Source organism: Arthrobacter sp. MYb221, assembly GCF_002979835.1.
In the GTDB taxonomy this organism is placed as follows: domain Bacteria; phylum Actinomycetota; class Actinomycetes; order Actinomycetales; family Micrococcaceae; genus Glutamicibacter.
The window spans coordinates 293,811-305,131 of record NZ_PCPW01000004.1; the positions used below are offsets into that span (position 1 = coordinate 293,811).

Here is an 11,321-nt window from a genome sequence, read left to right on the forward strand (position 1 = left end):
GATAGGGGTTAGCGATGTTTGAACTAAATGAGGAGCAACGCGAGCTGGTGGAGGCGGTGCGCGAATTTGCTGCGGAGAAAATCGCTCCGCATGCCCTGGAGTGGGACGAGAAGCAGCATTTCCCCGTCGATGTGCTTGCCGAAGCCGGCGAATTGGGGATGGGTGGCATCTACGTCAGCGAAGCCTATGGCGGTTCCGGGCTGAGCCGCAGCGACGCGGTGCTGATCTTTGAAGAACTGTCCAAGGCTTGCCCCACCATTGCGGCCTATATCTCCATCCACAATATGGTGGTGTGGATGATCGACAGCTTCGGCACCGAGGTGCAACGAGCCCAGTGGCTGCCGGGCATGGTGGCGATGCAGGACCTGGGATCCTATTGCCTGACCGAACCCGGGACCGGATCGGACGCTGCGGCGCTGACTACCAGTGCGGTCCGGGATGGCGATGAATACGTGCTCAACGGGGTCAAGCAGTTCATCTCCGGTGCGGGTTCGTCAGCGCTCTATCTGGTGATGGCCCGCACGGCCGATACCGGCGGGCGGGGGATCAGCGCCTTCTTGCTGCCCGCCGACGCGCCGGGGCTGTCCTTCGGGGCCAAGGAGAAGAAGATGGGCTGGAATGCGCAGCCTACCCGTCAGGTCATCATGCAAGACGTGCGGATCCCCGTCGAGAACTTGTTGGGTGCCGAAGGAGATGGCTTCACCATTGCGATGCGCGGGCTCAATGGTGGCCGGCTGAATATCGGTGCCTGCTCGATCGGCGGCGGCCAGCTGGCCCTGGAGAAATCCGTGGCCTACCTCAAGGAGCGTGAGGCCTTTGGCGGTCCGCTCACGCGCCAAGAGGCCCTGGTCTTCAAGCTGGCCGACATGGATATGGAATTGGAAGCGGCGCGCACGCTGCTGCGCCGGGCGGCGGCAGCCTTGGACGCGCAGACCTCCGACGCGCTGCGGCTGTGCGCGATGGCGAAGAAGGTGGCTACCGATGCCGGGTTCAACGCGGCCAATGCCGCGATCCAATTGCATGGCGGTTATGGCTACCTCAGCGAGTACGGGCTGGAAAAGATCGTCCGTGATCTGCGCGTGCATCAGATCCTGGAAGGCACGAACGAAATTATGCAGCTGATCGTGGGGCGCGGGCTGGTCGATTCCTAGGACCTGAAATCACTGGCAGCACCGGGTGCCGCCGTGCACGATGGCTTTGCAAAAGCGCACACCCTTTTATGGTTTCCGTGCCTCAGATCCGTTGACTCCTGCGACAGGTCGCCATAGTTTGGGGGTGTAACCAGAATCGCGGTTCGGGTTTTGTGCAAACGTGCACCGCACAATCTGACTTGGGGGCCAGCTGCAACAAGGGGAGCCCCACGAGGAAAGGCATCATTCGTGAATCGAACCGGCAAGGTTTTGACTGCGCTGTCCCTCGGCGCAGCAATGGCCTTGACCGCCTGCGCGCCCACCGCGGAACCCGGGAGCAACGGCGCTGCTGGGCCCGGGGCAGCCGAAGACTCGGTGAACATTGGGATCATCTACTCCAAGACCGGCCCGCTTGCTGCCGAGGGAGATGCCTACCTCGAAGGCCTGCAGGCGGGACTCGATTACGCCACCGATGGTACGGGCAGGGTGGGGGACTTCGAACTGAACATCACCTACCACGACGACGGCGGCGAGGCGGACCAGGCCGCCGTGGTAGCCGGCGAGCTGGTCGGCAAGGACTACAAGGTCCTGGCCGGAGCGGCCTCCTCGGAGATCGCGCTGAAGCTTGCCGGCCTGGCGGCCCAGGACAAGGTGCTCTACATTTCCGGCTCGGCCGCGACGGATGCCATCAGCGGCGCCAACAAATACACCTTCCGCTCTGGACGCCAGTACATGCAGGACGCGGCCACCGCCGGCACCTTCCTTGATGATGTGAACGGCAAGAAGATCGCCGTTTTCACCCAGGACAACGCGTTCGGGCAGGAACATCTCGCAGCGGCGGAAGCGGTCCTAGGGTTGCAAGGCGCCAATGTCAGCAACATTCTCGTGCCCGAAGAAGTCACCGAATTCGCACCCTTCGCCCGGCAGCTGGTGGATGCAAAGCCCGACCTCATCTACGCGGCCTGGGCCGGAGCCTCCTCCGGTGCCATGTGGCAGGCGTTGGACCGGCAAGGAGCGTTCGACATTGCTCCCATCGTCACCGGGCTGGGCGAGGTAACAACCTATGGTGCCTTCGGCGGCGCGGGTGAGAAGATCTCCTTCTTCAGCCACTACTTCCCGGGCGCTGCAGGCACCGACGTTGAACAAGAGATGATCTCCTCTGTTGCGGAAGCGGGCAAAGAAGCCGGCCAGTTCTCCCCGGATGGATTTGTGGCAGGGCAGATGATTGCCCGGGCCGTGGGCGAAGGCGGCAACGACGTGGAGCAGATGGTCACCGCCTTCGAAGGCTGGAGCTTCGAAGGACCCCAGGGCGAAACCACCGTGCGCGCCTCGGATCATGGATTGGTGCAGAACATGTACCGGGTGTCCTTGGCCAGGGAGGGCTGGAATTGGATCCCGGAACTGCTGGAGACCGTGCCGGGCGAGGACATCGCCCCGCCCGAGATCGTCAACTAGTCTTCGCGAGCCACGCAGTGTCCTGTTCGGAGTCAGGCCATGCGGCGGGTTGAATTCGGTTCTCCCGAAGTGCTCCGTGGCCAGTGCATGAAAAACGTTGAGGGGAGTGTCCCGGGGTACAAGTTTCGCATCCCCGAGGTCCTCGATGAGGTGATTGAAGAAAAGGCGAATTTATTGTCCGTGCGTTGCTATCAGTCGACGCGCAACCGACTGCGGAGGGTTGAGCCACATGGCCGAAATAAAGACACAGCACGGGCCGGTTGGCGGTGCATTGTCCGGGCGTACCGCGTTGGTCACCGGGGGTGCTTCGGGGATCGGGCTGGCCTGTGCCAGAAGGCTGAGCGCCCAAGGTGCAGCAGTCACCGTCGCGGATCTGAACGAGCAGGCAGCCAGCGCGGCGGCAGACGAGCTGGGCGGCAAGGCCTGGGCGGTGGATCTGGCCGATACCAAGGTGCTGGAAGAGCTCAGCCTGGATACCGACATTCTGGTCAATAATGCCGGGGTGCAACGTGTTGCGCCGATCCACGAATTTGATCCCGAGGCCTGGCGGCTCATACACCGGCTGATGCTCGAATCCCCATTCCTGCTCATCCGTGCGGCATTGCCCGGCATGTATGCGCGCGGGTTCGGGCGCATCATCAACGTCTCCAGCGTGCACGGCATTCGAGCCAGTGCGTTCAAGAGCGCCTATGTGTCGGCCAAGCACGGGTTGGAGGGACTGTCCAAGGTCACCGCGTTGGAGGGGGCGGAGCATGGGGTGACGAGCAACTGCGTCAACCCCGGCTACGTGCGCACCGCCCTGGTGGAGAAGCAGATCCGAGATCAGGCGCAGCTCCATGGCATCGCCCCGACCGAGGTCGTGGAGAAGATCATGCTCACCGAAGCGGCGGTCAAGCGGCTGGTGGAGCCGGAGGAAGTGGCATCCTTGGTGTCCTGGCTGGCCCAGGATGAGGCGGGGATGGTCACCGGCGCCTCCTATGCCATGGACGGCGGGTGGAGCGCCCGATGAGTACCGCCGGCGACCGTGCCAAACGGTGGCTGGCCCATTACGCGGTCGGGACGCGCCGCTGCGGCGGCGAATCCGAAGTGTTCTGATTTGTGGCTGAACACAGCAAAAAGCGAGGCCTTGCTCCCGTTCTCCGGGGAGCCGAGCCTCGCTTACTTGCTGCCTGGCGAGTGCTACTTTCGCACGAGCTCGGCAGTGGTACCCAGCTGCGCGGTTGGCACCCGGTAGGTTTCCTTGGCGGTCAGCGCCGAGATCGCCGCGATGAGCGCGATTCCCGCGGTGAAGAGGCTGATCTTGACCCAGCCGCCAGGTTCCAGGCCGCCCATGGCCGCCACGATGGACGGTGCGAAGCCGGCCATGAGGAAGCCGAGCTGGGTGCCGATGGCCAGGCCGGAGAAGCGCACCTTGGAGGAGAACATCTCGGCATAGAAGCTTGGCCAGACCGCGTTGGCCGCGGAGTAGGCGCAGGAGAAGACCACCAGGGACAGCACGAACTGCAGCACCGTGTTGTCGGTTTCCATGCTGCGCAGGTAGAACGGCATGGCTGCCGCCGAGGCGAGCGCACCGTAGATGAACACCGGCTTGCGGCCAATGGCATCGGCCAGCATGCCGAACAGCGGCTGGGTGAGCAGCGCGCCGATATTGCCGGCAACCACCAGCCACAGCGTGATCGAGGCATCGATATTGCCGATGTTCTTGCCGTAGGAGATGGCCAGGGTCCCGTACACGGTGGATACCGCGGCGATGAACGCGCACAGCACCACGCGCAAGACGTCTTTCCAGTGGAACTTCAGCAGTACCGCCAGCGGCAGCTTTGCGATGTTATTGCTCTTCTTGGCTTCTTCGAATTCCGGGGTCTCGTGCAGCGAGCGGCGGATGAAGAAGGTCACCAGCACCACAACGGCCGAGAGCCAGAACGGGATGCGCCAGCCGATGCCGTACTTGATGTCATCGGGCAGCGCCACCACGGGAATGAAGATCAAGGCCGCGAGGATCTGGCCGCCCTGGGTGCCGGTCAGGGTCCAGGAGGTGAAGAAGCTGCGTCGGCGATCCGGTGCGTGCTCCAAGGTCATCGAGGAGGCTCCGGCCTGCTCGCCGGCCGCGGAGAGGCCCTGGCAAAGCCGGGCGAGGACCAGCAGGATCGGGGAGAGCCAACCGACCTGGTCGAAGGTTGGCAGGCAGCCGATCGCGAAGGTCGAGGCGCCCATGAGCACCAGCGTGAACATCAGCACCTTCTGGCGCCCGATGCGGTCCCCGAAGTGGCCGAGGACGACCGCGCCAATGGGCCGGGCAACGTAGGCGAAGCCGAAGGTGGCCAGCGACATCACCGAGGCATTGGCATCCGCGTCGGGGAAGAAGATGTGCGGAAAGATCAGCGCCGCAGCGGAGCCGAAGATGAAGAAGTCGTAGTATTCAACTGCGCTTCCCATGAAACTGGCAACGGCCGCCTTGACGGGGGTGCGTTTCCCGGTGCCGGGCACCTCGGACGCCGACGGTTCACGTGTGGATGGCATCGGAAAACTCCTTTGTTTGCTGAGTGACGAACGCTGAAAACATAAACAGTGTGCGCTATACGTACAGTTGTACGGAATGTGTACGTTGATATAGAGTAGATGCAAATCACAGCTGAGGCAATACCTGCGTCAAGCATGACGGAAAGTTGGGTAATACGGTGAGCACTCTTACGCAGTCATATCTAGTTGGACTCATAGGCGATGGCGTGTTGCCTTCGCTGACCCCGCCCATGCACGAGCGGGAAGCAGATGCGCATTCGCTGCGGTACCTCTATCGCCCCATTGATCTCACGGTTCTTGACCGCCCCGGCGAAGATGTGGGGAAGTTATTGAAGGCCGGTGCCGAGTTGGGATTTAACGCCTTCAACATCACCCATCCCTGCAAGCAATTGGTGATCGAGCACCTGGACGAGATCAGCGACAATGCCAAGGCCATCGGCGCGGTCAACACGGTGCTCATCAAAGACGGTAAATTCCATGGCTACAATACCGATGCCTCCGGATTCGGCTGGGCTCTGGCTACCGGGCTTCCCGGTGCAGCCTTGGGCAAGGTGCTGCAACTCGGTGCGGGAGGAGCCGGCGCGGCCGTCGCCTTTGCGCTGCTCGACGCGGGAGTCAAGGAACTGTTCCTGGTCGATCCGGATATCTCCCGGGCTAGCGAGCGAGCCAAGGAACTGGCCCTCCACTTCCCGAATGCCAGCATTACTCCGGCCAGCCCCGAAGAAGCGCCGGCGCTTCTGGCGAAGGTCGATGGGCTGCTCAACGCGAGCCCCATTGGAATGCATCACCACCCGGGGCTTCCCCTTGATATTTCCGGGCTCCACTCCCGGCAGTGGGTTGCCGACTGCGTGTATCGCCCGGTGGATACCGAACTGATCACCGCGGCCCGCGACCTTGGCTGCAGGGTGCTGGACGGCGGAAATATGGCGGTCGGCCAAGCGGTAGATGCCTTCGGCATCATCACCGGGCTGACCCCCGATGCGGCACGGATGCGCGCCCATCTGCTAGAGATGCTGGAAGCAGGACTCTAATGCGCACCTCAATCGCCACGGTGTGCCTCTCGGGCACGCTGGAAGAAAAGATGCTCGCCTGCGCCAAGGCAGGTTTTGACGGAATCGAAATCTTCGAGCAAGACCTCACCGTCAGCCCCATGTCGCCTGAGGAAGTCAAGGCGCTTGCCCACCGGTTGGGCCTGACCCTGGATCTGTTCCAGCCCTTCCGTGACTTCGAAGGCGTGGAAGAAGAGCTGCTGCTGGCAAATCTGCGCCGCGCCGAAGCGAAGTTCGAGCTCATGCAACGGTTGGGCATGGATCTCATGCTGCTCTGCTCTAACGTGGGAACGGCGACCATCGATGATGACAAGCTGTTCGCCGAGCAGATTCGCCGGTTGGCGGACGTGGCCGCACGCTACGGGGTGCGCATCGCCTACGAGGCGCTGGCCTGGGGCAAATATGTGGACACCTACCAGCACTCGTGGGAGATCGTGAAGCTGGTGGACCGCGAAAATGTGGGACTGTGCATCGACAGTTTCCATATTCTTTCCCGCGGGGACGATCCGGCGCAGATCGCCCAGATCCCGGGGGAGAAGATCTTCTTCGTCCAGCTTGCGGACGCCCCGGTGCTGACCATGGATATCTTGTCCTGGTCCCGCCACTACCGCGTGTTCCCCGGTGAGGGCGGCTTCGAGCTGGATGCGTTCCTGGGCCACCTGGTGCGTTCGGGGTACTCCGGAATTGTTTCCCTCGAAATTTTCAATGACGTATTCAGGCAATCGAATGTCGAGCGGACGGCCGTGGACGGGCTGCGTTCGCTGATCTGGCTGCAGGCCCGCACGGCCGCACTGCTCGGCGCTACCGCGCAGGACTACCCGCTGGAACTTGATGCACTGCCCGGAGTCCAGCAAGCCATCGGATTCGACTTCGCCGAGATCCGTACCGAAGACCCGGAACTGATCGCCGGAATGCTCGCCCAACTGGGGTTCGCGTTCCTCGGCCAGCATCGGCGCAAGCCGGTGCAGCTCTGGCGCGCCGGAAACGCACGAATCATCGTCAACTCGCAACGCAGCCGCGGCGTGACAGCAACCGTATCCGGCCTCGGCGTGCAGGTCCCGGACCCGGACGCCGGGCGTGCGCGCGCAAGCGACTTGCTGGCCAAGCCGGTGCTGCGGCACCACACCAGCGACGAACAGGAGCTCGCGGGCTTCAGGGCCCCGGATGCCACCGAAGTGTTCTTCGGATCGGTTGCCGGGACAAGCATATGGGAAACCGAATTCGGCGCGCACCGCCACTCACCGGAGGAAGCGCAACACGGCGGTATCACCGGGATCGACCATATTAACCTCGCCCAACCGTGGCAGGCTTTTGACGAATCGGTGCTGTTCTACACCAGCGTGCTGAATTTGCAGGCAAGACCTGGAACCGAGGTGCCAAGCCCCATGGGCCTGGTCCGCTCCCAGGTGCTGCGCACCGAGGATGGCTGCGTGCGCCTGGCACTGAATATTGTGCCCAAGGGGCTCGAAGCGGCGATCGAAAGCCACCACGAATACCCCGAGCACGTTGCCTTGCATACCGATGATGTGGTGGCCTTGGCGCGCCGGGCACAGCGGGCCGGCATGGAATTCCTGCAAGTTCCGGCCAACTACTATGAGGACCTGGCCGCCCGATTCAGCATTGATGAGCGGTCGCTGTCCACGCTGAAGGAGCTGAACCTGCTGTACGACAGGGATGAGCACGGAGAATTCCTGCATTTCTACACAGCCACGGTAGGCAACATGTTCTTTGAGGTGCTGGAACGCCGTGACGGCTACGATGGCTATGGGGCTCCTAACGCCCCGGTTCGCCTCGCAGCGCAATTCGAGCACAATCGTTTCGACCGGCATTAGGCATGTGGGCGGCAAGATAACTGAGTGAAAATGGGGACCCCTATCGTGGCGGAGCAGCCTGACTATTACGTTAAGTCGGCGGAGAAGACCTTGGCGGTGCTTCTTGCGTTCAAAGGCGAAAACTCGGCCCTGACGGTCTCGCAGGTGGCAGCGGCTACCGATCAGACGCGTGCCTCTGCCCGCAGGTTCTTGCTCACCCTCGTTGACCTGGGATACCTCGCGGTCGTTGGGAACACCTACCAGCAGACTCCACGAGTGCTGGATGTGGGCGCTTCGTACCTTTCGGGTCTCACCTTGCCGCGTGCCGCGATTTCACACCTGCAGCGATTGGCTCGCGAGCTGGATGAAACCACTTCCCTATGTGTCCTCGAAGGCCAAGACATCTTGTACGTGGAGCGGGTTTCGGCTCCGCGCCTGCATCAGATGAACGTCTCGATTGGCAACCGGCTCCCGGCCTGGGTCACCTCGATGGGTCGCGTGCTGATCGCGAACCTGACCGCCGGAGAACGCGAAGATTTCTTGCAGGGCATTGAACTGCGCAGCTACACCGAGCATACGGTGGGCAGCCTGGAGGAGTTGCGCGCGGAACTGGAACGAGTAGCGGAGCAGGGCTGGTCGCTGGTCAACCAGGAGCTTGACGAAGGGCTGCGCGGGTTGGCGGTGCCGGTGCGCCGTGGAAACCAACTGCTCGGAGCGCTGAACGTGTCGGTACAGTCGGGCCGCGCCGACGCGTCGACGATTTCCGAAACCATGCTCCCGGCCTTATTTCGCACGGCGAAGGATATCGCAGGCGACTTCGGAGGCCGGGTGGACTAGCCTCGCCGGTCAAGATCATCGGCGTCATCCGCCCGCAAGTATTCTGGGCAAGGACACCGTTGGCCGCGCTGGAAGCGGCCCGTGACCTGTTCGGGGCAGATGCCTGGACCTCGGGCCTATGCGGGCGGGTAGAGCATGGTTCCACCAGCAGCGACGCATACGATGATCAGCGTGCCGAGCAAGCCTAGGAGCAACGCTTGACCGCCGGATTTCACGATGCTGCGGAGGTGCACACCAAGGCCGAGCGCAAACATCGCGGCCGCAAGCAGCAACGTCTGTACGCTCTGCGCAATCGAGAGGGCGGAATCTGGGAGCAGGCCGGTGGTGCGCAACAGCATGGCAGCGATGAATCCCAGGACAAAAAGTGGCACGAGCGGAGGATTCTTGCCGCCTTCTACCGAGTGCTTGCGGCGCATGTAGATACCGAGCCCGGCGATGATCGGGGCCAGCAGGGCTACGCGTGCGAGCTTCACGGTCACTGCCACCGCCAGGGCCGCGGCGCTCACCGAACCGCCGGCGGCTACAACCTGGGCAACCTCATGCGTTGAAGCGCCGATTAGCATTCCGGTGCTGCGATCGTCCAGGCCTAGCAGGGCTCCGAGCAATGGCATGGCAGGAATCATCAGCGTTCCGAAAAGCACGACCAAACCGATTGCGGTGGCCACTTGAGCCTGCTTGGCCCGTGTCACGTTTTCGGCCGCCGCCACCGCAGCCGCGCCGCAAATCGAAAATCCGGTGGCGATCAGTAGGCGTTGCGGTAGATCCATGCCCATCTTCCCGCCAATCCACAACGTCAGCGCAAAGGTGACGGAGACGGAGAGGAAAACTACCAGCAGAACTCCGGGGCCCAAGCCGAGGATCGTCCCAAGCGAAAGCTGCAGACCCAGCAGCACGATACCCATTCGCAGGAGTTGTTTCGAAGCGATGGCTATGCCCGGATCCAGCACCTGCGGGACCGGTGCGACATTGCGCCACACTGCGCCGAGGATGATCGCCAGCAAGAGCGCGCTGAGCCCGTTGAGGAATTGGCTGGCGAATATGCACAGTAAGCCGGTGGCCAGGCAGGCCGCGAGACCAGGGAGCACCATTCGGAGTTTGCTTACCGTAGATGGCTGGGGGGAGGAGTTTGCGGCACTGTGCTGCTCATTCATTCCCGGGGCCTGGCTGTTCTTTGGCATATATTCAACTTCTCACGCAAGCCTCGCGGCCGGTATTCCTTGATTCGCTATCACGGGCATATGATCATGATATGGATCAGCATTCGAATGTCATGCAGGATATCGCCCAATGGATCCAGGTCTCATCGCTGACCTTGCTGGTAGGCATCGCGGATCACGGCAGCCTCAGCGCCGGGGCGCGGGCTACCGGGATTGCGCAGCCTAACGCCACCCGGGCGCTGAAAACCCTCGAGCGTCGCTTGGGCTACCCGCTGGTCATCCGGAAGACTACCGGCTCAACGTTGACAGCCGAGGGCGTGCTCACGGTGCAGTGGGCTCGGGAGGTGCTCATTTCGCTGGAAAACCTGGCTGCCGGGGCACGCACGCTCGCCACGCCGGGAGAATCCGAGCTCGCATTCGGCGCCAGCATGACCGTGGCCGAATACCTCGCACCAACGTGGATCGGCACGCTGCATCGGAGGTTTTCGAAGGTCAAGCCGCGGATGCGGATCATGAACTCGCAAGATGTAATCTCGGCGGTTCAAAACGGCGAAATGAACTTCGGCTTCGTCGAGACACCTGAAGTTCCGCGGCCTCTGCGCTATCACAAGGTATGGAGCGATGAGATGGTGGTGGTTACCGCCCCATCGCACCCATGGGCACAACGCACAACGCCGCTCGGTCTCCATGAGCTGCAGAGCACGCCGCTGATCGAACGCGAGGACGGTTCTGGCACAAGGGCGTTTTTGGACTATATCGCCCACGTTGAACGCCCCGAACCGATCGCTGAGTTCAACAGCAACTCAACGATCTGCCAGTGCGTGGCCGCGGGCATGGGTCCGGCGGTACTGAGCCAGCTCGCCGTCGAGAGCCAGCTGAGGCTTGGGAATCTAGTTGAGATCCCCTTCGACGGGCCGAGCCTGCTCCGTGAATTTCGTGCGATATGGGTACACAGCCACTCGCTGAGCCCCACGGAGCAGGCCTTGCTGGACATCGCCAGCGCCTAGCGCCCGGCGGATCCAGCTACTTCTGCAGCTTCGAAATCTCGGTTTCCAGCAGCGCCGACAAACGACGCATACCCTCAGTGATCGTCTGTTCATCCACCGCGCAAAAGGCCAGGCGCAACTTGTGGTGCGCCGATTCCGAGGAGCTGAACGCGGCGCCGGGAATGAAGATCACGCCGGCTTTCAACAGCTCATATGTGACAGCGTGATTTCCCTATATGTCAGGGTTGAACGACGCCAACGCCTCACAGCAAATCCACCCCGCCAACTAGGGGCTCTATGTAAAAAGTCAAGGGATTTTCAGCTCTGGAACGTCATAAAGTGAGCCGTCTCGGATCATGGCAAATAGAACCGTGAG

General features: G+C 62.2%; 10 protein-coding genes. 7 read left to right on the top strand and 3 right to left on the bottom strand.

Annotated elements, in window-relative coordinates; genetic code table 11:
• Positions 1–14: 14 nt before the first annotated feature.
• From CQ015_RS07535 to CQ015_RS07545, 3 genes are all read left to right on the top strand, one after another.
• Complete coding sequence (locus CQ015_RS07535; RefSeq protein WP_105649755.1) at positions 15–1,151, top strand: acyl-CoA dehydrogenase family protein; 1,137 nt, start codon at positions 15–17, stop codon at positions 1,149–1,151.
• 228 nt (positions 1,152–1,379) lie between these two features.
• On the top strand, positions 1,380–2,585 hold the full coding sequence (locus CQ015_RS07540; RefSeq protein ID WP_258138029.1) for an ABC transporter substrate-binding protein: 1,206 nt from the start codon (positions 1,380–1,382) through the stop codon (positions 2,583–2,585).
• Positions 2,586–2,814: 229 nt separating this feature from the next.
• Positions 2,815–3,594, top strand: a complete 780-nt coding sequence (locus tag CQ015_RS07545) for a 3-hydroxybutyrate dehydrogenase (RefSeq protein ID WP_105649756.1) — start codon at positions 2,815–2,817, stop codon at positions 3,592–3,594.
• A 170-nt stretch (positions 3,595–3,764) separates the two neighbouring features.
• Here the strand turns inward: CQ015_RS07545 and CQ015_RS07550 are convergent, their stop codons facing one another.
• Positions 3,765–5,105: an MFS transporter gene (locus CQ015_RS07550; RefSeq protein ID WP_105552832.1), complete on the bottom strand. Its 1,341-nt coding sequence runs from the start codon at positions 5,103–5,105 to the stop codon at positions 3,765–3,767.
• A 158-nt stretch (positions 5,106–5,263) separates the two neighbouring features.
• Between CQ015_RS07550 and CQ015_RS07555 the strand changes: the two genes are divergently transcribed.
• From CQ015_RS07555 to CQ015_RS07565, 3 genes are read left to right on the top strand one after another with little or no spacing between them, the layout of a single operon-like run.
• On the top strand, positions 5,264–6,136 hold the full coding sequence (locus CQ015_RS07555) for a shikimate dehydrogenase (protein WP_105649757.1): 873 nt from the start codon (positions 5,264–5,266) through the stop codon (positions 6,134–6,136).
• Positions 6,136–7,986 carry a bifunctional sugar phosphate isomerase/epimerase/4-hydroxyphenylpyruvate dioxygenase family protein gene (locus CQ015_RS07560; RefSeq protein ID WP_105649758.1) on the top strand — a complete coding sequence of 617 codons (1,851 nt, stop codon included), beginning with the start codon at positions 6,136–6,138 and terminating at the stop codon, positions 7,984–7,986. Before CQ015_RS07555 ends, CQ015_RS07560 begins: the two co-directional genes overlap by 1 nt.
• A 45-nt stretch (positions 7,987–8,031) precedes the next feature.
• Positions 8,032–8,802, top strand: a complete 771-nt coding sequence (locus tag CQ015_RS07565; RefSeq protein WP_105552986.1) for an IclR family transcriptional regulator C-terminal domain-containing protein — start codon at positions 8,032–8,034, stop codon at positions 8,800–8,802.
• Between the two features lie 116 nt (positions 8,803–8,918).
• Here the strand turns inward: CQ015_RS07565 and CQ015_RS07570 are convergent, their stop codons facing one another.
• On the bottom strand, positions 8,919–9,980 hold the full coding sequence (locus CQ015_RS07570) for a YeiH family protein (RefSeq protein ID WP_258138033.1): 1,062 nt from the start codon (positions 9,978–9,980) through the stop codon (positions 8,919–8,921).
• 71 nt (positions 9,981–10,051) lie between these two features.
• On the opposite strand from CQ015_RS07570, the gene CQ015_RS07575 reads away from it, so the two are divergent.
• A complete protein-coding gene (locus CQ015_RS07575) occupies positions 10,052–10,966 on the top strand; it encodes a LysR family transcriptional regulator (RefSeq protein ID WP_105649759.1) in 915 nt (304 codons plus the stop codon).
• A gap of 16 nt (positions 10,967–10,982) precedes the next feature.
• On the opposite strand, the gene CQ015_RS18920 is transcribed toward CQ015_RS07575, so the two are convergent.
• Positions 10,983–11,138 (bottom strand): hypothetical protein, encoded by a 156-nt coding sequence (locus CQ015_RS18920; protein WP_181150372.1) that lies wholly within the window; start codon positions 11,136–11,138, stop codon positions 10,983–10,985.
• Positions 11,139–11,321 lie beyond the last annotated feature (183 nt).

Coding starts and splice junctions, on each gene's coding strand:
- CQ015_RS07535 (WP_105649755.1), top strand. CDS start 15: ATGTTTGAACTAAATGAGGAGCAACGCGAGCTGGTGGAGGCGGTGCGC.
- CQ015_RS07545 (WP_105649756.1), top strand. CDS start 2,815: ATGGCCGAAATAAAGACACAGCACGGGCCGGTTGGCGGTGCATTGTCC.
- CQ015_RS07550 (WP_105552832.1), bottom strand. CDS start 5,105: ATGCCATCCACACGTGAACCGTCGGCGTCCGAGGTGCCCGGCACCGGG.
- CQ015_RS07560 (WP_105649758.1), top strand. CDS start 6,136: ATGCGCACCTCAATCGCCACGGTGTGCCTCTCGGGCACGCTGGAAGAA.
- CQ015_RS07570 (WP_258138033.1), bottom strand. CDS start 9,980: ATGCCAAAGAACAGCCAGGCCCCGGGAATGAATGAGCAGCACAGTGCC.
- CQ015_RS07575 (WP_105649759.1), top strand. CDS start 10,052: ATGGATCAGCATTCGAATGTCATGCAGGATATCGCCCAATGGATCCAG.